17 protein-coding genes and 1 tRNA gene are annotated in these 21,324 nt (G+C 56.5%); 13 read left to right on the top strand and 5 right to left on the bottom strand.

The features are described 5' to 3' along the window. Positions 1 to 167: 167 nt before the first annotated feature. The 7 genes from BUB55_RS11070 to BUB55_RS11040 are packed head-to-tail and all read left to right on the top strand — an operon-like array spanning position 168 to position 6,998. Positions 168 to 1,061: an FISUMP domain-containing protein gene (locus tag BUB55_RS11070; RefSeq protein ID WP_073191279.1), complete on the top strand. Its 894-nt coding sequence runs from the start codon at positions 168 to 170 to the stop codon at positions 1,059 to 1,061. A 50-nt stretch (positions 1,062 to 1,111) separates the two neighbouring features. Further along, positions 1,112 to 2,545, top strand: a complete 1,434-nt coding sequence (locus BUB55_RS14590; protein WP_073191277.1) for a DUF2914 domain-containing protein — start codon at positions 1,112 to 1,114, stop codon at positions 2,543 to 2,545. Positions 2,546 to 2,559: 14 nt separating this feature from the next. Continuing rightward, positions 2,560 to 3,564 carry a pseudouridine synthase gene (locus BUB55_RS11060; protein ID WP_073191274.1) on the top strand — a complete coding sequence of 335 codons (1,005 nt, stop codon included), beginning with the start codon at positions 2,560 to 2,562 and terminating at the stop codon, positions 3,562 to 3,564. 39 nt (positions 3,565 to 3,603) lie between these two features. Continuing rightward, the gene (dapB, locus tag BUB55_RS11055) at positions 3,604 to 4,434 is read left to right on the top strand and encodes a dihydrodipicolinate reductase (protein ID WP_073191272.1); all 831 of its coding nucleotides are present in this window, start codon (positions 3,604 to 3,606) and stop codon (positions 4,432 to 4,434) included. Positions 4,435 to 4,486: 52 nt separating this feature from the next. Continuing rightward, positions 4,487 to 5,503: an ABC transporter permease subunit gene (locus BUB55_RS11050; protein WP_073191268.1), complete on the top strand. Its 1,017-nt coding sequence runs from the start codon at positions 4,487 to 4,489 to the stop codon at positions 5,501 to 5,503. A gap of 30 nt (positions 5,504 to 5,533) precedes the next feature. Further along, positions 5,534 to 6,556, top strand: a complete 1,023-nt coding sequence (locus BUB55_RS11045; protein ID WP_073191265.1) for an aminoglycoside phosphotransferase family protein — start codon at positions 5,534 to 5,536, stop codon at positions 6,554 to 6,556. Between the two features lie 19 nt (positions 6,557 to 6,575). Beyond that, the gene (locus tag BUB55_RS11040) at positions 6,576 to 6,998 is read left to right on the top strand and encodes a PTS sugar transporter subunit IIA (RefSeq protein WP_073191263.1); all 423 of its coding nucleotides are present in this window, start codon (positions 6,576 to 6,578) and stop codon (positions 6,996 to 6,998) included. An 18-nt stretch (positions 6,999 to 7,016) separates the two neighbouring features. Here the strand turns inward: BUB55_RS11040 and BUB55_RS11035 are convergent, their stop codons facing one another. The 3 genes from BUB55_RS11035 to BUB55_RS11025 are packed head-to-tail and all read right to left on the bottom strand — an operon-like array spanning position 7,017 to position 10,292. Then, complete coding sequence (locus tag BUB55_RS11035; protein ID WP_073191259.1) at positions 7,017 to 8,465, bottom strand: capsule assembly Wzi family protein; 1,449 nt, start codon at positions 8,463 to 8,465, stop codon at positions 7,017 to 7,019. Beyond that, entirely contained in the window at positions 8,458 to 9,345 is an 888-nt protein-coding gene (locus BUB55_RS11030; protein ID WP_073191256.1) for a glycosyltransferase family 2 protein, read from the bottom strand. The genes BUB55_RS11035 and BUB55_RS11030 overlap by 8 nt, the downstream gene beginning before the upstream one ends. After that, entirely contained in the window at positions 9,342 to 10,292 is a 951-nt protein-coding gene (locus BUB55_RS11025; protein ID WP_073191253.1) for a glycosyltransferase, read from the bottom strand. The genes BUB55_RS11030 and BUB55_RS11025 overlap by 4 nt, the downstream gene beginning before the upstream one ends. Positions 10,293 to 10,354: 62 nt before the next feature. Here BUB55_RS11025 and BUB55_RS11020 point away from each other — a divergent pair, with 62 nt between their 5' ends. Next, entirely contained in the window at positions 10,355 to 11,500 is a 1,146-nt protein-coding gene (locus tag BUB55_RS11020; RefSeq protein ID WP_083596990.1) for a glycosyltransferase, read from the top strand. On the opposite strand, the gene BUB55_RS11015 is transcribed toward BUB55_RS11020, so the two are convergent. After that, the gene (locus BUB55_RS11015; RefSeq protein ID WP_073191246.1) at positions 11,444 to 12,223 is read right to left on the bottom strand and encodes a hypothetical protein; all 780 of its coding nucleotides are present in this window, start codon (positions 12,221 to 12,223) and stop codon (positions 11,444 to 11,446) included. The genes BUB55_RS11020 and BUB55_RS11015 overlap by 57 nt on opposite strands. Next, entirely contained in the window at positions 12,223 to 13,236 is a 1,014-nt protein-coding gene (locus BUB55_RS11010; RefSeq protein ID WP_073191244.1) for a PorV/PorQ family protein, read from the bottom strand. Before BUB55_RS11010 ends, BUB55_RS11015 begins: the two co-directional genes overlap by 1 nt. A 79-nt stretch (positions 13,237 to 13,315) precedes the next feature. Between BUB55_RS11010 and BUB55_RS11005 the strand changes: the two genes are divergently transcribed. The 5 genes from BUB55_RS11005 (at position 13,316) to mnmG (ending at position 21,305) form a co-directional block, all read left to right on the top strand. After that, a tRNA-Lys gene (locus tag BUB55_RS11005) sits at positions 13,316 to 13,388 on the top strand. A gap of 76 nt (positions 13,389 to 13,464) precedes the next feature. Beyond that, positions 13,465 to 16,818, top strand: coding sequence for a transcription-repair coupling factor (mfd, locus tag BUB55_RS11000; protein ID WP_073191239.1), 3,354 nt, complete (start codon positions 13,465 to 13,467; stop codon positions 16,816 to 16,818). Beyond that, positions 16,815 to 18,047 (top strand): TlpA disulfide reductase family protein, encoded by a 1,233-nt coding sequence (locus BUB55_RS10995; protein WP_073191236.1) that lies wholly within the window; start codon positions 16,815 to 16,817, stop codon positions 18,045 to 18,047. The genes mfd and BUB55_RS10995 overlap by 4 nt, the downstream gene beginning before the upstream one ends. A gap of 57 nt (positions 18,048 to 18,104) precedes the next feature. Beyond that, entirely contained in the window at positions 18,105 to 19,415 is a 1,311-nt protein-coding gene (locus BUB55_RS10990; RefSeq protein ID WP_073191233.1) for an FKBP-type peptidyl-prolyl cis-trans isomerase N-terminal domain-containing protein, read from the top strand. Between the two features lie 6 nt (positions 19,416 to 19,421). Next, positions 19,422 to 21,305 carry a tRNA uridine-5-carboxymethylaminomethyl(34) synthesis enzyme MnmG gene (mnmG, locus tag BUB55_RS10985; RefSeq protein ID WP_073191231.1) on the top strand — a complete coding sequence of 628 codons (1,884 nt, stop codon included), beginning with the start codon at positions 19,422 to 19,424 and terminating at the stop codon, positions 21,303 to 21,305. Positions 21,306 to 21,324 lie beyond the last annotated feature (19 nt).

Here is a 21,324-nt window from a genome sequence, read left to right as displayed (position 1 = left end):
GAAAAGAGCATGAAACTACTTGACAATGAAGCGCTAATAGCCTAGATTTACACCAGTTGGAGACCTGGATTTTCAACTAAAAAAGGGACAAATTCAACAGCGAGTGGCATGGCTACGATGGACGAGACAGCATTGCTGGTCATTGCAATGCAGAACGCGTGGGCACCATGGTCAAGTACCGCGATACAAGCTACATATGTTTAGCCACAAAGGAAAAGGGATCTACGGCAGTTTATGATCGTTTTTGGGATTATGCGACACAGGTTGAGGTCTTAGGACAGTGTACCTCCTCCCGCGAAGGCGAACTATACAATAACGGGAGCGGAACTGTAAAATGCACCGGCGGCAGGTGGGTTTCGACGGCGGGAACCTTTACCGATTCCCGTGATGGGCATGTCTATCACATGACCAAAATAAACGGCAAGACCTGGATGGCCGACAACTTGAATTACGCCGGTGTGGATTCCGCCCGCTGTGCAGGCGCCTCCAATTTGAGGTCCAACTGCACCAAAGGATTTTCGTACCCGTGGCACACCCGGATGAAAATGTCTTTAGCTAGCGATTCTGATGATTATCTGTCACAAGAATACGATGCCGAAAATTACCAGGGAATTTGCCCTGACGGTTGGAGAATTCCCTCCGTGTCGGATTGGGAAGGCTTGATCCATTATATAAAAACGCATAACTATTCCTCAACTATCCCCAGGGCAATGGATTCGTCAAAAGTATCCCCGGGAATCTACTTGAGTCGTTTTGGCATTTGGCGGAACGATTACAATTCTCTGGATACGATTCTTGCCCAAACACTAGCGGCAGATGTTTACGGCTTTAATGCAGAACCTACGGGCTACAATGAACCTTTCTTTAGGAATGGGATTGACTACGATGTGGAAACAAAGTACGGAACCCAATATGCTGTATATGCGTCTGCGGATTTGTATAAAAACTCGACTGAATCTGTAGAAAGTTCGTTTGCAGTATCTATTAATCCAGTTGGGGTGTCTTTTCCTGCCTATGCTAAAAAAATGTGGCTTCCCGTCCGCTGCATAAAGAAGGATTAGGCCGCCGCATGGCGGCCCATGCCCCCCCGAGTTTTGTATATTAAAGCTATATGAAGTTTGTTGATAATTTACGGGAAAAGCCTGCGGTAAAAAAGATTGAGAAGTTCGCCCCGGCCATTGCCTTTTTGGGCGGGTTCGGATGGGACTCGATTACGCTTGGCCGGATGGTCGAGAGTAGCGACCTCGTGTTCTTGGTGGCGTACTATACGGGTGCCCTGATTCTTGTCGTGTTGCTCTCGGCTCGGCTTGAACACCCCGAAGGCTGGACTGCCGAACGGATTCGTGCGGCTGTCAAAATGCAGGCAAAGCCAGCCGTGAAGCCAGCCGCGAAGCCAGCTCCGAAGCCTGCGGCGCAGGTCGCCGTGGCTGCAAGACCGGCTCCCAAACCCGCCCCAGTGCAAAAGAAGTCCCTGTTTTCGAACAAGGTGGCGAACCAGGCCATTGCCCTTGCCGACAAGGCCGCTGCCGAGGCTAAGGAGGCCGCCGACCGCGCCGCCGCCCAGGCGAAGGAAGCCGCCGGTAAAGCGAGTGCCGCCGCCGAACGCTTCGCAAAGAACATGGGTTACGAGTCTACCGCCATCCCGAAGAACGCCATCGTAGTCGAACACCATTTTTTGGACCGCGAATGGAGTGCTGAATGGCGTCAACGTTTTAGTTGGGCGGTGCAGTTCTGTTTTGGAAGCCTTTTTAGCGCATTGGTGGTATGCTACTTCAAGAGCAGTGGATCTCTTGCGTCCTTTATCCTTGTCATCTTGCTTGCCGTATTGCTGGTGGGTAACGAATTTTTGCAAAAGAAGTACGAGAGCTTTGGCGTGAGCCTCGCTTTTTTGAGCCTGCTCGGTACGATGTTCATGAACTTTACGCTCCCGCACCTGGTGCACAGTATAGGCTTCATTTGGTTCTTCTTGAGCACAATCCTTTCGCTTGGCGTTTGCGTGCTCATTTGGAAAATTTCCCGCCGCAGCAAAAAGGTGCTCATAGCGCCCATCGCCATTAGCGTTTGCCTCACGGTGGCCTACCTCATGAACTGGGTGCCGCCTGTCCCGCTTGTGCTCAAGCACCAGCTGGTTTGCCAGAACTTTGACAAGACCGACTACAGCTGCGATGTCGATGCCCCGAATTTTTTGCAAAAGATCGGCCTCAAGTCGCCCTCAGTGCACCGTCTGCCCGAGAGCGAGGTCTACGTACTTTCGTCTGTTTATGCCCCTGCCGACCTCAAGGCGGAACTCGAGTACCGCTGGTACTACAAGGGCCCAGGCATGGAGAGCTACAAATTGACCGACAAGATTTCTTCGGGCCGCATGGTGATTAACGGCGGTCGCGAAGAGGGTTTCCGCAGCTTCAGCAAAAAGAAGAACGTGCCCGCGGGCCGCTACCGCGTGGAGACTGCCTTCAAGAAGGGCGCCGTGATCGGGGCGCAGACCTTCGAAGTTTTTGACGAAGCCCGCGATAGCACGGGTTACGTGCGCAAGGCTTTGGAGTAGCACCCGGTAGCAGCATGTCGAATGTCCCGAGTGACATGTTCTTTGAGAGTGTAGTTCGCCCCGAGCAGAATAACCGCCTGCTTTTGGACTCGCTCTGCGAACGCTTTACCTACCACAGCCGCGAAGACTGGGTGGACCGCCTTACGCGCGGTCTTGTGACGCTCAACGGTGAAGTCGCGAATGTGGGGAGCGTCGCCCATACCGACGACCGGGTGGTCTACCATGTGGAGAACTACACCGAGCCCGAGGTGCCCACCGATTTCAAGGTTGTGTTTGAGGACGAGGAGTTCCTTGTGGTTGCAAAGCCGGCGGGCACTCCGGTGCACCACACTGGCCACATTTTTTACAACACCTTCACGGCGATTGTCCGCCGCGGCACCGACTGCGAGACGGCTACTCCCATGCACCGCCTGGATCGCGATACCGGCGGCCTCATGCTCTTTGCCAAGTATGTTGAGTCGGCTGCTCGCTTCCAAAAGAACCTGGATCGCATTTTGCTGCGCAAGTTTTACCTCGCGGTGGTGGAGGGCGTGTTCCCCGAGGGCGAGACTCGCTGCGATTTCCCGCTGCGCGAACTGCCTGACGATCCCATTCGCTTGCGCATGCACCGTGTGGAGGGCGGCAAGGAGTGCCATACGGTTTTCAAGCATCTTGCGACGTTCGAACGCGAATTCCCCGCGCAGCTGGAACCCGGTGCGAACCATAAGTTCTCCCTTGTCGAGGCGGAACTTTTGACGGGCCGCAAGCACCAAATCCGCGCGCACTTGGCGGAACTCGGCTTCCCGATTGTGGGGGATCGCCTTTACAGTCACGGCGGGGAGTTCTACCAAAAGATGGCACGCGGGGGAGGCCTCGACGAAGCCGACTTTGCGGTTTTGGGCGCGCACAGCCAAATGCTCTATGCCTACAAGGCGGAGGTGCAGCTCCCGTACTGGAACGCGCCGCGGACCTTCGAAAATTATGACTTCCCCGATGATATGAAGTCTCTGCTGACGGGCGTGCTCGAGACCGTAGGCTGATTTAATTATATTGCGTTGAGAATAAAACAGGAGATAGATATGTCTGTAAAAGTGATGGTGAACGGAATTCCCGGCAACATGGGCCGCATTGTGGCCGAGACCTGCGCAAAGCGCGGGCTCGAACTGGTGCCGTATTCCTTGACGGGCGAAATTATTGTGGAAAATGAGGCCGAGGTGGCGGGCAAGACCATCCAGCTCTTGAAGCCCTCCAACCGCGAAGAGCGCATTGGCGAAGTGCTGGCGAAGTACCCCGACATGATTTGCATCGACTACACGCACCCCACGGCCGTGAACGACAACGCTGCCTTTTATGTGAAGCACAAGATTCCCTTTGTGATGGGCACCACCGGCGGTGACCGCGAAGCGCTTGCAAAGCTCGTCGCCGACGCAAACCACCCGAGCGTCATCGCCCCCAACATGGCGAAGCAGATTGTGGCGTTTCAGTCGATGATTGAATTTTTGGCGAAGGAATTCCCGACCGCATTTGAAGGCTACAAGCTCTCTGTGGTCGAGAGCCACCAGAAGACCAAGGCCGATACGAGCGGCACCGCCCGCGCCGTGGTGGGTACCTTCCAAAAGATGGGCTTTGCCTACACGCCCGACGACATCGAGAAGGTCCGCGACGAAAAGAGCCAGATGGAACGCATGCACGTGCCCGAACAGTACCTGGGTGGCCATGCCTTCCACACCTACAGCCTCGACAGCGCCGATGGAACCGTTCATTTTGAGTTCCAGCACAACGTGTGCGGCCGCCAGATTTACGCCGAGGGCACGGTCGATGCCGTGAACTTTCTTGCTGAGCAGATTGCTGCCGGCACCGCCAAGCCCTTTAACATGATGGACGTTCTCCGCTCGGGGAAGATGCGATAGAGAGTTCCTAGTTACTAGAAACTATTAACTTTGAACTCGCCGAAGGCGAACCATGAGATCTTATATCCTCCGACGTCTGCTGCTCATGATCCCGACGCTCATCGGGATTTCGCTGGTGTGCTTCGTGCTCATCCAGCTGTTGCCGGGCGGCCCCGTGGAGGAACTCATTTCGCGGGCACAGGCCGCCGCCGCCATGAAGGGCGGGGTAGATGCGTCCAAGGCTCTCTCTCCCGAGCAAATCGCCCAAATCCAGGCGTATTTCGGTTTTGACCAGCCGGCGTGGAGGCGCTACCTCACATGGCTCTGGAACGTGCTGCATCTGGACCTCGGCACAAGCTATACCTACGGCCTCCCAGTATGGGACGTCATCGTTTCGCGTTTCCCCATATCGCTGTTCTTCGGCTTTACGTCGTTTTTCTTGAGCTACCTCATTTGCATTCCGCTGGGCCTTTGGAAGGCGGTGCATCACGGGAGCAAACTCGATTCCCTCACGAGCGGCGTGATTTTTTCGGGCTACGTGATGCCGGGGTACGCCCTGGGCATTTTGCTCATCATCTTCCTCGCCGGCGGCTCGTACCTCGACATTTTCCCGCTGGGGGGGCTCACGAGCGACGACTTCGAGGACTTCTCGTTCTTTGAAAAAATCGCCGACCTGGCGCACCACCTGGTGCTCCCCATATTCTGTTACATGATAGGCGAGTTTGCGTTCCTCACGTTCCTCATGAAGAATTCTGCTCTCGAGGAGCTAGGCAAGGACTACATGCGCACGGCGCTTGCCAAGGGCATGAACTTTAAGCAGGCTCTGGTCCGTCACGCCCTCCGCAACGCGCTTATCCCCATTGCGACCCGACTCTCCGAAATCTGCACCCTCATGTTTGCGGGGGCGCTCCTCATCGAGAAAGTATTCGACATCGACGGCATGGGCCTCCTCTACTACAACTCTATGGTCAACCGCGACTACAACGTGGTGATGGGCGTCATCTTTTTGAGCAGCCTCATGGCCATGGTCGGTCGCCTGTTTAGTGATATTCTATACACCTTGGTGGATCCGCGCATCAAGTTTGGATAATTTGCTCAAAAAAATTGTATATTCCTTCCCATGAATAACGAAACGCTGCAGATTTCCTCGAAAATTAGAGAATACCTCTTTTCTCATGGCTATTCCGAAAACTTTACCGTGACGTCCATTGCCGGTGCCGGCTCGGGCCGCCAGTACTTCCGCATTGCCGACGGCAAGCGCTCGAGCGTGCTCCAAGTTTGTGCCGAAGTCAACGACGATTTTAAGCATTTTGTGGAATTTTCCAAGGCGTTCCGCGATCACAACTTGCCTGTGACCCGCATTTACTGCGTGGACGAGGATGCTTGCATGGTTTTGCAAGAGGACCTGGGCAAGCGCAACCTGCTCGACGAACTTTACCCCGCCAAGACCGATAAAATGACCGGCAACGCCCGCATTTTGTACCCCGAGGTCATCGAAGCTCTCATCAAGTGGCAAAAGGCGAGCCAAGCGCTGTTCAGCAGCCATACCGAACTCTGGTTGCACCGTTTTGATTTTGCCGCCCTCAAGTGGGAAACCGACTACTTTACCGAGAACTACCTCAAGGGCCACGTGGGCATTCAAGAAATTCCCGAGTGTGTCAAGCACTTCTATTCGCTTATCGCGGTCTCTGTGGACGCCCAGACCAAGGTCCTTATGCACCGCGACTTCCAGAGCCAGAACATCATGGTCCGCCCCAATTCCGAGATCGCTTTCGTCGATTTCCAGGGCGCGCGCCGCGGCTCTATGTTCTACGACCTGGCGAGCCTTTTGTGGGATCCGTATGTTTGCCTCCCGCTCGACATGGTCAAGGACTTCTTTGAGTATTGGCGTTCGCAGTATGACGTCACCAAGATCTACACCAAGGAAGATGCTTGGGAAAGCTTTATCCATGCGAGCCTCCAGCGCGTGATGCAGGCCATGGGCGCCTACTGCTTCCTCAGCAAGGTCAAGGGCATCAAAAAATTCGAGCAGTATATTGAACCGGGCAAGCGTCAGCTCCGCCTGGTGTTCGCCGAATTCCAAAAGATGGCCAAGGCGACCGACCCCGAAGTGTTCAGGTTCATGGACAAGGCGCTCGCGTAGGTGGACAATTGTCCTGAACATGGAATTACTTTATACGAAATTCTACCCAACGCAGGAACCTTTCAACAGGGCTCTTGGCTTTGCGTATGACGCCCTGGTGCACGGACCATGCGCCTTTGACGCCCATGCCGTTTGGGAAGCCCTCTCGGAGCGCGTCAAGCAGGGGATCTACATGGGCGAGGGATTGTTGCTGCCCCATACAAGGGTCTCGGGCCTGGATCGCCCTCTGGCGGGCTTTGCGGTTTGTCCGAGTGGCTTCACGGGCGTAAACGTTCGCGCCGGCGAGACGGCGCAGTTCATTTGCGTGCTGCTTTCGCCTGCCGAGTCTGCCACGGCGCATACTGTGGCGATTGCCAATATGGCAAAGAAAATTCTCGATCCCGAGTGGAAGGCGAGGGCGCTTGCCGCCCAGAACGACGCCGAAATCCGTGCCCTGTTCTAATATGGCTGTTTTGGCGGCTTACCACTGCAAGGTGCCGGTCGCGGTGGCGTGGTAGCCTTCGTAATCGCCAAAGAATCGTGTGTAGCCCGCCTTAAAGCACATCCAGCTCCACGGCGAGAGACTCACGGACCCGCCGAGCTCCTTGTAGTTGAGCGTCGAGGCGTCCCTCAGGAATTTTTTGTCGGTGGCGTCGTCGGGTCCGTGGATGTCGGCGAGGTTCCCGCCAAAGGCGGTATCCTTGGCGACGGCTCCGGCAACGAGCGTCCCCTTGATGAATTTGTAGGTGGCGCTTAGCTCCCCGTGGAATTCCTGGGCGTTCGGCCCGAGGTCGCTCCCGAGGCTCTGCGCGTAGGTGGCGTATGTGTAGCCTCCGCCCTTGTGGTGCGTGTACACCCAGGGCTCTATGCGCGTGTATTCGGTAAAGAAGTCAATGAGCGCAGGGCCAAGGTGGAGGCTGTCGCGGGCGACGCCCACGGTGGCGGCCCACTTGTTGCCCCACCATCCGTCGTCGAACATGCTGGTGGGCGACTTCATGTCGTCCCATAAAAGTTCGCCGTAAAATTCCCAGTGCGGGATGGTCTTGACACTCAGGTCAAAAGCGAGCGAGATGTTGTCTTGGTCGCCTTGCAAATGCTCCTCGAAAACGTAGGGGATGAACGGGATCACGTAGGCCCATTCAAATTCGCGGCCGGTGCTGTCGGCGTCCTCGTTCGGGTTTGTGCCGGCGGGTTCCACGGTGGTCCCGTACAGCGAGGTCTCGCTCAGCCCGAGGGTTATGTTCTTGGGGAGGTTCAAGTCGAGGCGGTGGGCGTGCAGGTATTTGCCCGCGTTCTTCTTTTCGAAGAGCTTGGCGGCGTATTGCGTGTAGATCACGGGGCCAATCTCGAACTGGTAGCCAAAATAGGGTGTGGGTGCCGCGTCGAACAAGCGGCTGCTGCTGTCTTGCCACGGGCGGTAAATGTTGTTCTCGCCGCGCAGAATCACGTGGTTGCGGCGGGCGGGTCCCCATTCCAGGTAGTCGAACCCGGCGAGCAGTCGTGCAAAACCTGCATTGTAGCCCATGTTGGCGGCGAAAAGGTCCCAGGTGCGCTTGTTTTCGCTTTGCTTGTTGTAGGGGATTCCCTCGTACGGGTTGTAAAAGTGGTCGGCAATATCGCGGTTGGTGTAGTCGGTATGGACCTTTACGCGGGCGTCAAACCAAAAGGCGTCGGTAAAGTGCCCGTCCAAAAAGAGCCGCACCGACATGGAGTTGTCGTAGTGCGTGGGGGCCGTCGTCAAGTTCGTCACGGCGACAGAGTCCACCAGCTGCCCGCGCAAGTTCACCTGGTATTTTTTTGCCGTGTCGGCAAAGCTAAGGTGGCGCACTTGCGGATTGCCCGGGCGGTTTGCGGCAAAGGCCGTGCTGCTGCTTGCAATGGCGAGCGTGAACATTAAAACGGGCATAAACAGCTTGAATGTTCTATGCATAATAACCTCCGTTCTTTTGGACGAAGTTTTTAAAGGCGTTGGGCGACATGGTGATGCGCAATATGGTCCACACCCTTTGGGGCTGTAAACGTTTTAGGCGGATGCCAAGCGAAATGAAAAGCCCGAGCAGCACCCAGACCCTGGGGAAGCCGAACTTGCAGGCAAAGTGGACGCGATTCCTGATCATGAGGCAGTCAATAAAGTAGGGGACTTTGCCCTTGCCCAGTTCGCTTTTTGTGCTGGTCCCTACGCTGTGGCGCACAATGCTTTCGGTTGCCCAGGCGAGCCCAAAGCCCATTTTTTTTGCCGCGCAGCAATAGTCGTTCTCTTCGAAGTACAAAAAGTAGTCTTCGCACATGGGGCCTACTTTTTGCAGGCACTCGGGCGAAATCAAAAAAGACGAACCCTCGACGTAGTCAAAGCCTGGTTCGGTTGGGCTATTGGCGCGCCGCACGTTCGCCATTTGCGGGTTCACGAACCCGACGCCACCCAAAAAGTTCCCGTCCATGTCGGTGATTTGCGAGCCCGTGATGCCGGCGCCCGTTTCGGAGGCTTTCTCCAAAAGCTTTTCCAGGGCATCCTCCTGGGGGGCGGTATCGTTGTTCAACAGCCAAAAGAAGCCGTCAAATCCGTCGGCCTGCGCGGCGCGAATCCCCTGGTTGCAGCCTGCGGCAAAGCCGCGGTTCTCGGTATTCCAAATCCACTTGACGGAGAGTTCAAAGGCTTCGTTCCCGAACGTTTTTTGCGATTCCTCGGTCGAGGCGTTGTCAACCACGTAAACGCACTGCGGCTTGACCGTCCCTTTTTCGAGGGCGCGCAGGCAGCGGACGGTTTCTTGTGCAGCCTTGAAGTTCACGAGGATGGCGACGGCGGTTTTCATTTTTTACCAAAGAACTTTGTGGCGACGGGGACGCCAATGGTGCCGAAAAGGGCGAGGGGGATTGCCTGCCACAGGTGCCTTAAATGCGGGTGCAGGTCCTTGCGGTTCTTGAGAATCCAAAAGAACTCGCCTGGCAAGAATCCTTTTTGCAGGCGCTTGGCGGTATAACTTTCGAAGTGGCGGGCAAATTCCTGGTCCTGTTTTGAGAGGCGGTTGAACAAAGGGTGCTCCAAGATATTCTTGGTCCAGCGGTTGTTCGTTTTCAGGTTCCCGCTCCAGGTGTTCTTGTGGCCGAGCCCGATTTCGTTGTTGCCGTGGAGCCTGTACTGGATGACCTTTTGCGTAATGCTAAGAATGCCGTGGTTCGCCGCCGCGACCAGCGTTATCCACTGGTCGTGAACGGGGATGCCCTCGGGGAAGGGGAGCACTTGGCTCAAAAGACTTGCGCGGAACAGGGTGAGGCAACCCGTGACGTTGGTGTACCCGGTAAGGTAGGTCCTTAGCGAGAGTTTGCTCTCGATCCCACCTAGGGCCCTCCAGGAATCGGCGGTTTTGTTGCCGAGGGCGTCAATGATCTCGGCGTCCCCAAAAACAAGATCCTGCGCGGAACCTTCCAGAGCCTGTTCCAAGACCTGGAGTTTTTCGGGGAGCCAAACATCGTCCTGGTCGGCAAGGGCGACAAAGTCCTCGTCGGAGGCCAAGTCAGCGATTTGCTTGAGCGCGGTCGAAAATGCTGTCTGGTGACCCTGGTTCTTTTCGAATACCGTGATTTTGAGCGGTAGCTTTTGGGCGAACTCGTTCAAAATCTTGGCTGAACCGTCCTTGGAGCCGTCGTCGATGGCGATAATGCAGTCGGCGGGCCTTTTTTGGCACAGCAACGACTCCAGCATCTGGGGCAGATACTTCTCGCCGTTGTAGGTCGCCAGGGCTATGTAAATTTTCGCCATGACTTTAATATAGTAAAGTGCCGTTTTTGGGGGTATATTTTATATTTTATTGCCAATAATCTATGGCTCAAAGGCGAATCCTCTTTATTTGCGACAAAAACGAATGTACCAGTTTTGGGCGTTTGACGCTCAACTTGGTGCGTGCTGTGGCCCCCGAATTCGAGGCCCACGTGCTTTGGCTCAAGACGCCCAAGTTCTTTGCACGCGGGGGGTCGCCGGTCGAGGGCTGCGTCAATCACGAGGTTTGGGCAAAGTCCCTCTACACCGGTTTTTTTTCATTCAGGGGGGCGCTCCGCAAAACCATAGGCGAGGTGAATCCTGACTTGGTGTTTTTCATTCGGCCGGAGCTCGGCTTTTTGGTGCCTGTCGCAAAAGGGGTGCTCGCTCGCGTGAACCCGCAGGGCAAGGCGGTGATGTTTGTTCACGACACCTTTGCCGAGACCCTCTACCCGCACAGCCCCAAGTTCATTTTGCTCAACCGCTTTTATGTGCGTCCCACGGTTTGTGCCGACGCCTTTGTGTACAATTCCAACTGGACCCGGGGCGAGGCTGCCGCCTTTTTTGGCCCGCGTATGGCGAACGCTCCCGGTTGTGTCATTGGCTGCCCCATTGATTCTGAACTGTTTTCTTTGCCGGAGTCGCCCGTGACGCCGGAACAGCGCGAGGCGTTCCGCCGCAAGTACGGCATTCGCAACTACCAGGCCATGTGCCTCAACGTGAGCCTCGACGAACCGCGCAAGAACATCGACACCTATTTCGAGATGGCGCGGCTCAGGCCCGATGTCGCCTTTGTGCGCGTGGGCAAGCTCTCGGAAAGGCTCCGCGGCATTGTCAACGAAAAGCGCCTGATGAACGTGTTCCACTTTAACCAGTTCTCGGCTCAGGAACTGCGTGAATTCTACCGCCACGCCGACCTCATGGTTTACCCGTCGTTTTTGGAGGGTTTTGGCCTGCCGCCTATCGAGGCGATTGCCTGCGGGACGCCTGCTGTTGGCGCCGCCGCCTCTGCCGTTAAAGAGAACCTGGATGGTGTTTGCCCGCTGGTGGACCCGCCCGACGACGCCGAGGCCTATGCCAAGGTGCTGGACCGCGTGTTGGCCCACGAGAACGTGCTGGATGCGCAAGCGGCGCAGGCGTTGCTCGAGCGCCTGTCAATGAGCGCCTTTGCCGCGCGAACCTGTAATTTCTTTAAGAGTCTCCTCGCTTAGCTTGCTCAGCAAAATGGCGGCGTCACGCTTGGTGTCGAGCGCCTTGATGTTTTTGAGCAAGGGCAAAACCGTGCCCGGGTGCGCGAGGTAAAACAAAAAGTTCCTTAAAAAGCCAAAGTTCTTGTAGAGGGCGAGCGAGAGCTCCAGGGGGGTGGATGTCGGTTCCAAAATTTGCCCCCCGGCAAGGCTGTCTGTTAGTTTGTTTGTAACCAGGTAAGGAATGCTGAACATGCGCCCGCCGGCGTGGTACATGCGGAGGGTGAAATCTACAAGAGCAATGGGCGTGGTGAGAGTCTCGTCAAAACGACCCGTCCTCTGCACAATGCGCCTGGAGAACGCGGCCACCAGCGGGTGCGGTGCCGCCACAAAGCGAAGCTGGGCGTCGTCTGCAATCATTTGGAGGCCCGACCATTTTTGCAACACGTAGCCGCCTTTGAATTTTTGCGAGCCTTTCGCAGTTGCGTCCGTCGCAGTTCCGCCCGCCGTGAGGTTCACGCGCGGGGCGAATGCGTCTACCATCGGGAACCCTTCGATGGCCTGCGCGAGGTCGTTCAAAAAATCCCGGTCGATGTTTACTGAGCTGTGGGCGAATACCAGCCATTCGGCGTCGCTGTTCTCAAGATTTCGGTTGATGTTGTTGCCAAGGAACCACCCGAGGGCGGGATCCGTGAATGGAGGATCCTTTGCAGGCGCCCCCCAAACAAAAACATCGAACTGTCGCATTAGAAGCCTACGCGGAGTCCCACGCGGTGCTCGAACCCGAGGCCCTGCGCCAGGTACGAGAACGAGTAGTCCACGGCAAAAAGGCTGTTGCTAAAACCGAGACCGCCGCTCACCATGTGGGCTTCGTTCGATTCGCTGGGTCGGCTCTCCGAGGAGGCGAGCTCCTTGAAGTCGCGCACTAGGTCAAGCCAAGTGCGGGTAAAGCCGAGCCTAATGGAGAGGTAGCTTCCCAGGGCGTATTCGGCACCCAGGTTCAGGTTGGCTTCGGCATAGCGCGGAAAATCGCTCTCGGCGTACAGCGTGAGTCGCCTAACGCTTTGCGGGCGGAAGAACCCTGCAAGGGCGAATGTTTGCGACATGGGGTAGAACTCGTCATCGCCGTCGTCCACGTAGTCGCGCAGCAGGCAGCCGAAGTCCCTTGCCATAAACGAGAACCCAAAGAGCTTGCTGGAGGCTTGCCACGAAACACCCCAGTCAAAGGCGGCGCCAAATGCGGTGCGGTCGCCTTCTTCTTCGGCGAGCCTGTCGCTTGCGACCTTGGCGGTAAAGCCGAACTGGATGTGCTTCATGGGGAAGGCGAGTGACGCCGTGGCGAGCTGGCTAAACGGCTGGTAGTCGATTCCCGTTTCAAAACCGAGTTCGTCGTAGCCCGTGATGCTGCCGTAGTCCAGCCAGTTGTAGCTGATTTGGTAAATGAATTTGCGGAACGTGCTGGTGTAGTAGATGGACCCCTGGTTGTCGGCGAACTCGCCTGTTTGCCAGTGCGCTTCGATCACTCGTTTTTTGCCGTCTTCCATGCGGATGGCTGCCGGGTTCAACTGCGTGATGGTGGGGTCGGTACTCGGGCTTGCACCCGCCGATTTTTCGAGAGCGGCGTTTCGGGGGCTGTCGAACGTTCCCATGAACGAGAAAATCTCCAGGCCGGCATTGCCGTGGTCAAAGTAGGCAAAGCTGGCTACAGGGACCATCAGGGAAAGCGCGGCGAGCGTTAGGCTTTTCTCGAAAAACTTCATAGCCAAAATTTACAAAAAAATCAAAAAAAAGCCAAATACCTTTACAAATTATCAAAACTTTGGTATATTTGGGGCGCTCGGGCTATTAGCTCAGTTGGTAGAGCAACGCCCTTTTAAGGCGTGGGTCGAAGGTTCGAGCCCTTCATAGCTCAGTGAAAAGCCGGTTCCGTTCGCGGAACCGGTTTTTTATTTTTTCAATCTGTCGTTTTTTTTAAATTTGCACTCGACATGGACTCCTTGCAAGAATTTCTCCAGGATTCGCTCCCCGAATCCCTCGCGCTTTTTGCCAATGCCGGCAACGAAGCCATCCACGTCAACGGGGTGACAATCCCCATGGCCTCGATGATGGCCGCGGCCCGTTTTTTTGCGGAACCGAGGAACATGCTCGTGGTGGCGAAGGACTACAAGAACGCCGAAGTTTGGGTCGAGAACCTGCAGAGTCTTTTGGGCGAAGATTACGTGAAGTTCTTCCCGTCCATCGGGCTAAAGCCCTACGAGCAAAAGGTCCCGTTCGAGGGCGTGCTCGAGGAGCGCCTCAAGTTTTTCAAGGATACCGCCGACACTTCGCGCCCTGTGGTCGCCGTGTGCCCGCTCGACGCCCTCTTGGCAAGGCTCCCTGCCCCCGGTTTTTTGCCCAGGCAGTTCAAGCCTATTAAGGTGGGCGACATCTTTGAGCCCGCGGCTCTTCGCCCCTGGTTCCTCGACAACGGCTTTACCGAGCAGCCCGTGATTAGCGGGGTGGGCGAGTTCTCCATTCGCGGTTGCATTGTCGACGTGAACTGCTTTTTGTACCCGCACCCCATCCGCATCGAGTTTTACGGCGACGAGGTGGAGTCCGTTCGCACTTTTGACATTTTTACGCAGCGCTCCATCGAAAAAATGGACCGCATTACGCTTTACCCCATGGGCGAGTTCACTCTCCCTTGCGCAGAGATGGCAAAGTTCCGCGGCGACCTCTCGGGCCTGTGGTGGAAACGCCCCCAGTACCAGGAGCTCAATTCGAGCCTGCTCGATTACTTGCCCAAGTGCACCCTCGTGTTCGAGGAACTTTCGGCGCTCTCGGAGGCAGCCTCCAAGCTTTATTTGGCTTACGACGCCGTTTACCAGGATCTCCACGGTTCGGGGGTCGACGTGGCTCCCGCATCCACGTTCTGGTTCAAGTTTGGTGAACTCTCCCGGCAGTTCCCCGGGCGGGCGAGCCTCGACATGACTCGCGTGAGCGCCGAGTCCAACAGCTGGTACAACCTGAATGTAAAGTCCCAGGATTTTTCGAGCAATGGCGCCGAGTCCGTCGCGCGCCAAATTGAGGATTTTGCCGCCGTGGGCGGCCGTGTGTATGTGGTGGCGCCGACTCCAGGTGCCCTCACTAGGCTACGACATGTTTTCGAAGACCTTCCGGTGGAAGATTACTTTGTTGGAAATTTGACCGAGGGCTTTTGGCTGGAGAGCGACGGCGTCGCCTTTTTGACCGAGACCCGAATTTTTAACCGTCATGCCAACAAGCACCGCAAACGTCAAATTTCAGGCTCGGTGGCGAGCGCCCTCATGGTCGAATCGCTCAACCGCGGCGACTACGTGGCGCACGAGGACCATGGTGTGGGCCGTTATTTGGGTCTGGTGCGCGTGGAGGTGAATGGCGGCCTGGTCGACTGCGCCTTGTTGGAGTACGCCGACGGTGACCGCCTCAAGTTCCCTGTTTCGGACTTGCAAAAAATCGACCGCCTGGACCCGCCCGAGGGCAAGGTCCCGAGCCTCGACAAGCTGGGCGGCAAGGCCTGGGAGGCTGTCAAAAAGCGCGTCAAAAAGAAGGTTGTGCAAATCGCCAAGGAACTGGTGGAGCTCTATGCCAAGCGCGAGCTGGTGGAGGGCTTTGGTTTCCCGCCCAACCAAAAGATGCAGCAGGAGTTCGACGACGCCTTTGAATTCGACCCGACTCCCGACCAGGTGAAGGCGACCGAAGACATTATGCGCGACATGGAGGCCCGCAGGCCCATGGACCGCCTCATTTGCGGCGACGTGGGTTTTGGCAAAACCGAGGTCGCCATGCGTGCGGCCTTCAAGTGTATTTCGGCAAAAAAGCAGGTGGCCATTCTGGTGCCCACAACCATTTTGGCGGCCCAGCATTACGAGAATTTCAAGGAGCGCTTTGCCGCCTTCCCGGTGAACATCGCCCTGGTGAACCGCTACAAGACCGCCAAAGAGAAAAAGGAAATCTTCAAGCAGGTCGCCGAGGGCAAGGTCGACATTGTTGTGGGTACGCACGCTCTGTTGAGCGACAAGAACCAGTTCAAGGACTTGGGGCTCCTCATCATTGACGAAGAGCAAAAGTTCGGCGTCAAGCAAAAAGAAAAATTGCGCGAGTTCCGCCTGGCGGTCGATACTCTCAGCATGAGCGCGACGCCTATCCCGCGCTCGCTGCACTTGAGCCTTACGGGCGTCCGCGACATTTCGCTCATCAATACTCCGCCCATGAATCGCCTCCCGGTCGAGACCAAGCTCATGAAGCGCGACGACGTGGTGCTGGCCGATGCCGTCAAGGACGAGCTCGCCCGCGGTGGGCAGGTGTTCATTGTGAACGACCGCGTGCAGACCATTAACCAGCTGGCCGAGGACGTGGAGGGCTGGGTACCCGAGGCGCGTGTGGCGGTGGCCCATGGTCAAATGGACGACCACGAGCTGGAGCGCGTGATGAACGCCTTTTTGAGCAAGGAGTTCGATGTGCTGGTGAGCACCTCCATTATCGAGTCCGGGCTCGACGTGCCCAACGCGAACACCATCATCATCATGAACGCGAACCACTTTGGCATAAGCCAGCTCTACCAGATGCGCGGTCGCGTAGGCCGCAGCGATGTGCTCGCCAAGGCGTACCTCGTGATTCCCACTCGGGGCGAGATTGCCCCCGAGTCCATGCGCCGCCTCAAGGCGTTGGAGCAGTACACCGACCTGGGAAGCGGCTACCAGTTGGCGATGCGCGATTTGGAGATTCGCGGGGCGGGGAACCTGCTGGGGCAAGAACAGCACGGCTTTATTGCCGAGGTCGGGTTCGAGACCTATGTGCGCATGGTCCGCGAGGCCGTGGAGCAGTTGCGCGGCGGCCCTACCGACAAGCCCATACAGCCTCGCGTGGAGATTGGCGTGGACGCCTACCTGCCTGAGGACTACATTCAAGACGGTCTCACGCGCATTTCGCTGTACCAGCGCATTGCCCGTGTGGCGTCGAGTGCCGAGGTCGAGAGCATTTTGCAGGAACTCGAGGACCGCTTTGGTCCTGTGCCGGAACCTGCCATGATGCTCATGAAGGTTTCGGAGATTGGACTTTTGGCCGGGCGCATGCGCGTGCAGGGGTTGCAACAGCGCAGGGGGCTTTTGGCGGTGACGTTTGCCGAGTTCCCGCCTCCGGACCCGCGAGAACTTTTGGCCCTGTGCCCGGCTTCGCCGTACCCCATGCGCCTTTTGAATGTCACGCCGGTCCAGGCGGTCATCGAGCTGGGGACCGCCATCCCCGAGCAGGTCGCCTCAAGGACGCTCGAATGTTTTAAAGTTTTTTCTGGGTTAGATATTAAACAAGAGGGATTCAAATGAAAATTAAGGCTCTTTTTGCAATTTTCGGGGCGGCTTTTTTGGTCGCCTGCAACGTTCAAAATCAGTTCGAGAACAGGGTCGCCATCACGGCGGATTCGACCGCCGAGCAAAGGTTCGCCTACATGATCGGTGCGCAAATGGCCTTGAACGACTTTTCCATGGTTCCGCACCAAATGGGCAAACACCTCGACGAGGACTGCGTGATGCAGGGCATCCGCGACGATCTCAAAAAGCATGAGGACGAGGATTTTGAATACCAGATTTCGGGCGATTCCCTCCGCTCCGCCACATTCAATATGGAGTCATTAGCCCGAGGGCGTTATGGCCAAACCTATCCCGACAGCGCGACTCTGGTGCAGCTTGGCGACGACCGGGAGCGGATTCAAAAATACAAGGATTCCGTGTTGGCTTCGCTCCCTGTGGAGCCCGAGGGCAAGGTGACGGGCCTCCCCGTAAAGTTGAGCGATACCACCGCGACAAAAATGCAGATGTTCTCTTATCGTGTCGGCATCCAGTATGCCTCGGTGTTCTTAAAGCTCCGTGCCGACACCAAGCTCGATTTGGACGTGGAGTACTTTGTGCTTGGCGTCCGTGAATCTGCTGCCAAGGCCCGCGATACCACGTTTGCCATGCAGATGTCCAATGATTCCATTACGGTGATTAGGACTCGTTTTGATTCCTTGCTTGCGGTCCGCCAGCAAGAGGAACGCGAAAGGCAAATCCAGGAGGAGGAGCGAATGAAGGCAGAGGCCGCGAGCCTCCGTGGTGACACACTCGACAACGGCATGCCCGCCAAGATCAACTTCAACGTGAAGGTCAAGGGGATTACCCTCAAGACCGAGAATCTTTTGCCCTTTGCCGGCAAGCCGATGCTGCTCACGTATTTCTCGGCCACCTGCGGTCACTGCGCCCATACAGCTCCGCAAATTGTTGAAATCTTCAAGGAATTTGCCTCCAGGGGGCTTGTGTCTACGACCGTGTTTTCCAGCAGCAACAGCAAGAGCGCTATTCGCAAGTTCATGGACAAAGCCCAGTTTGACGAACGCATGAACGTGGTCTTTGACGAGACCCGAGTATTCGGGGAGCTTTACAGCGACGGCTATGTTCCAAAAATTTACATTGTAAATCCGGACGGTTCTTACAAATTATACGTGTCCCTAGATAACAAGATTGACGCCATCAAGAGTGAAATTGCGGCTCTTTTGGATGGCAAGAATGTCGAACCCTAGCGTTTTTTGTAATTTTAACTCGAAAAACTACAGGACGTTTTCTAAAGGAAGTTGAAAATGAAATCCAAAATTATTGCTCTTGGTGCTTGTGCCTTGGCCATGGTCGCTTGCGATATGCCTCAGTCCAAGGCCCCGGCTTCTATCAATGCCAATACAACTGACGATCAAAAGTTCGCCTACATGCTGGGAGTCCAGTTTGGAGGGCAGAATTTTAAGATGCTGCCGCTCCAGATGGGCGAACACTTGAACCAGGATGTGGTCATCCAGGCTTTTTACGATGCTCAGAAGGCTGCCAGCGACACGTCTTTTAAGCTCCAACTTTCTGATGATTCCCTTCGCGCCGTGGGTACCCTGTATGGAGCCCGTTCTCGCCAGCGCATGGAATCGACTCGCCCTGACAGTGCCACCATGGCCTCGTTCGAAGGCGACCGTGCAAAGATCCGTGCTTACATGGACTCTGTGGCCAAACTTCTGCCTATTGAAAGCGAAGCCCCTGTGACGGGAGCTGCCGTGACCCTCGGTCCCGACGCAACGGACAACCAAAAGTTCTCTTACCTTATTGGCATTCAGTTTGCTAATCAGTTCCGTGCCATTGGAGAACAGTTCCAGACCGAGTTCGACGGGGATTACTTTGTGCTGGGTGTCAAGGACGCCGCTGCCAAGATTCGTGATACCACTTTGGCTTTGCAGCTGCCCGAGGATTCCCTCAAGGCTGTTGGTAACCGCTTTAACGACAAGATGAAGGCCCTCCGCGAAGAGGCCATGAAAAAGCAGCAGGAGGAAGAAGCGAAACTCAAGGCCGAAGTCGCTGGCCTGCGTGGTGATACGCTCCCCAACGGCATGCCTGCCAAAATAAACTTCAAGGTGAAGGTCACCGGCATTTCACTCAAGACCGAGGACCTCTCCTCGTTTGCCGGCAAGCCGCTCCTGATCTCTTACTTCTCCGCCACCTGCGGCCACTGCGCCCATGCAGCTCCGCAGATTGTGGAAATCGCCAAGGAATTTGTGCCCAAGGGCCTTACCGCCCTCTCCGTGTTTAGCGGTGGCAACAGCAAGGCAGGCATTCGCCGCTTTATGGACGACGCCAAGTACGACGACAACATGAGCGTCGTGTTCGACGAAAAGCGCCAGTTCGGCGAGCTCTACAGCGACGGCTACGTGCCCAAGATTTACCTCGTGAATCCGGACGGCACCTACAAGCTCTACGCCGCCTTTGAAAAGGAGAAGGAAGACCTCAAAAAGGAAATCGCCGAACTCCTCGCCGGCAAGAACGTAGAGTGGAAGGTCGAGACTCCGGCCACGGTCGATACTTTGAAGCCCGCAGCTCCGGCTCCGGCAGCCCCTGCTGCGGCACCTGCTGGCAAGTAGTTTAAAATGACAGAATTCGATGTCGTCGTCGTCGGTGGTGGCCATGCTGGCATCGAGGCGACCCATGCCGCCTGGAAACTTGGCGTCAAGACCGCCATGCTCACGATGGACATCAACGCCATCGGGCGTATGAGCTGTAACCCTGCCGTGGGCGGGGTCGCCAAGGGGCAGATTGTTCGCGACATAGACGCCCTCGGCGGCTTGATGGGCATTTTGACCGACAAGGCGGGCATCCAGTTCCGCATGCTCAACATGAGCAAGGGACCCGCCGTTTGGGGGCCGCGCGCCCAGTGCGACATGAAGTATTACAGTGAGATCGCCCGCGAGACTATCGCCGGCTTGCCCGGCCTCACGCTCATCGAGGGGGAGCTCACCGCGTTTGAGCGCATGCCCGACGGTCGCCTGCAAATAACGCTGTTGAACGGCGACCGCTATGTGACGCGTTCCATTGTGGTCACCAGCGGCACGTTCCTGGCGTCCAAGATGTTCACTGGGCTCGAGACGAGTGTTGGTGGGCGAGTGGGCGAGCCCAGCGCCGACAAGCTTTCGGAGTGCCTTGCGGCAAACGGCATTGCGCTGCGCAGGCTCAAGACTGGCACGCCTAGCCGCCTGGACCCCGATTCCATTGACTTTGGCGAGTGCGACGTGCAGCACGGCGATGCCGTGCCGTGGCCGTTTAGCGACCGGCATTCCAACGCCCTTCGCAACGACTGCGTTTGCTGGATTACGCGCACCAACATCAAGACCCACGACATTTTGCGCAGCGGCTTCAAGGATAGCCCCATGTTCAGTGGCCGCATCCATGGCAAGGGCCCGCGCTACTGCCCCAGCATCGAAGACAAAATCAACCGCTTTGGCGACCGCGACGGTCACCAGCTGTTTTTGGAACCCGAACAGGCAGACATTGGTCGTGTCTACATCAACGGCTTTAGTTCGAGCCTGCCTGCCGACATCCAGCTGGCGGCCATCCACACCATCCCGGGGCTTACCCGCGCGAAGGTTCTGCAGATTGGCTACGCGGTGGAGTACGACTCGGTTGACGCGACGCAGCTTTACCCGACCTTCGAGTGCAAAAAAGTTCCCGGTCTTTATTTTGCCGGGCAGGTTTGCGGCACCAGCGGCTATGAGGAAGCTGCCGGCCAGGGCCTTATGGCGGGCATCAACGCGGCCCTCAAGGTCAAGGGCGAGGAACCCTTTATTTTGGGCCGTTCCGAGAGCTATTTGGGCGTGATGGTCGACGACCTGGTGAACGTGCTCTTGGACGAACCCTACCGCATGTTCACGAGCCGCGCCGAGTACCGCCTGTTTTTGCGCAGCGACAATGCCGAGGCCCGCCTCAAGGAAAAAGCCCGCAAAATCGGCATGATTGACGATACCGACTGGGCCGACTGGGTGCGTCGCCGTGACCAGATGGTTGCCCTCAAGGCTAGCCTTGTCGCGGAGTCCGCCAGCCCTGAGGACGCCAACAAGATTTTGGCGGCGGGCGGGCAGGCGCTTGCCACCGAGCGCACCCGCTGGATCAACGTGCTGCGCCGTCCGGGAATTGACCCCGAACTTTTCTTTGATGTGGCGCTTCCTAGTTTGCCGAACTCCAGTTTGCCGAATCCCGGCTCGAGCCTCTGCCGCCGCGACCGTTGGTACATGTACGCCGAAGAAATCTATGCGGGCTTTTTTGACCGCCAGTCCCGCGAAATTGCCGACCAAAAAAAGATGGAGTCGGTCAAGCTTGCCCCTGATTTCGACTACATGCAGATCCCGGCCATCAGTATCGAGAGCCGCCAACGCCTCAACGCACAAAAGCCGCTCACCCTGGGGCAGGCTAGCCGAATTCCCGGCGTCCGCCCCGCCGACATCACCGTTTTGGCGCATTGGCTCGAAAATCGGGCCTAGTTTGGCCCATAAAGCATAA

Source organism: Fibrobacter sp. UWP2 (assembly GCF_900141705.1).
Classification (GTDB): Bacteria; Fibrobacterota; Fibrobacteria; order Fibrobacterales; family Fibrobacteraceae; genus Fibrobacter.
Note: the sequence above shows the minus strand (reverse complement) of the source record. Positions and strands in the feature narration are given on the sequence as shown.

What these genes read in the sequence shown, in the direction of transcription:
- BUB55_RS11070 (WP_073191279.1), top strand. Translation starts at nt 168, where the DNA reads ATGGTCAAGTACCGCGATACAAGCTACATATGTTTAGCCACAAAGGAA.
- BUB55_RS14590 (WP_073191277.1), top strand. Translation starts at nt 1,112, where the DNA reads ATGAAGTTTGTTGATAATTTACGGGAAAAGCCTGCGGTAAAAAAGATT.
- BUB55_RS11060 (WP_073191274.1), top strand. Translation starts at nt 2,560, where the DNA reads ATGTCGAATGTCCCGAGTGACATGTTCTTTGAGAGTGTAGTTCGCCCC.
- dapB (WP_073191272.1), top strand. Translation starts at nt 3,604, where the DNA reads ATGTCTGTAAAAGTGATGGTGAACGGAATTCCCGGCAACATGGGCCGC.
- BUB55_RS11050 (WP_073191268.1), top strand. Translation starts at nt 4,487, where the DNA reads ATGAGATCTTATATCCTCCGACGTCTGCTGCTCATGATCCCGACGCTC.
- BUB55_RS11045 (WP_073191265.1), top strand. Translation starts at nt 5,534, where the DNA reads ATGAATAACGAAACGCTGCAGATTTCCTCGAAAATTAGAGAATACCTC.
- BUB55_RS11040 (WP_073191263.1), top strand. Translation starts at nt 6,576, where the DNA reads ATGGAATTACTTTATACGAAATTCTACCCAACGCAGGAACCTTTCAAC.
- BUB55_RS11035 (WP_073191259.1), bottom strand. Translation starts at nt 8,465, where the DNA reads ATGCATAGAACATTCAAGCTGTTTATGCCCGTTTTAATGTTCACGCTC.
- BUB55_RS11030 (WP_073191256.1), bottom strand. Translation starts at nt 9,345, where the DNA reads ATGAAAACCGCCGTCGCCATCCTCGTGAACTTCAAGGCTGCACAAGAA.
- BUB55_RS11025 (WP_073191253.1), bottom strand. Translation starts at nt 10,292, where the DNA reads ATGGCGAAAATTTACATAGCCCTGGCGACCTACAACGGCGAGAAGTAT.
- BUB55_RS11020 (WP_083596990.1), top strand. Translation starts at nt 10,355, where the DNA reads ATGGCTCAAAGGCGAATCCTCTTTATTTGCGACAAAAACGAATGTACC.
- BUB55_RS11015 (WP_073191246.1), bottom strand. Translation starts at nt 12,223, where the DNA reads ATGCGACAGTTCGATGTTTTTGTTTGGGGGGCGCCTGCAAAGGATCCT.
- BUB55_RS11010 (WP_073191244.1), bottom strand. Translation starts at nt 13,236, where the DNA reads ATGAAGTTTTTCGAGAAAAGCCTAACGCTCGCCGCGCTTTCCCTGATG.
- mfd (WP_073191239.1), top strand. Translation starts at nt 13,465, where the DNA reads ATGGACTCCTTGCAAGAATTTCTCCAGGATTCGCTCCCCGAATCCCTC.
- BUB55_RS10995 (WP_073191236.1), top strand. Translation starts at nt 16,815, where the DNA reads ATGAAAATTAAGGCTCTTTTTGCAATTTTCGGGGCGGCTTTTTTGGTC.
- BUB55_RS10990 (WP_073191233.1), top strand. Translation starts at nt 18,105, where the DNA reads ATGAAATCCAAAATTATTGCTCTTGGTGCTTGTGCCTTGGCCATGGTC.
- mnmG (WP_073191231.1), top strand. Translation starts at nt 19,422, where the DNA reads ATGACAGAATTCGATGTCGTCGTCGTCGGTGGTGGCCATGCTGGCATC.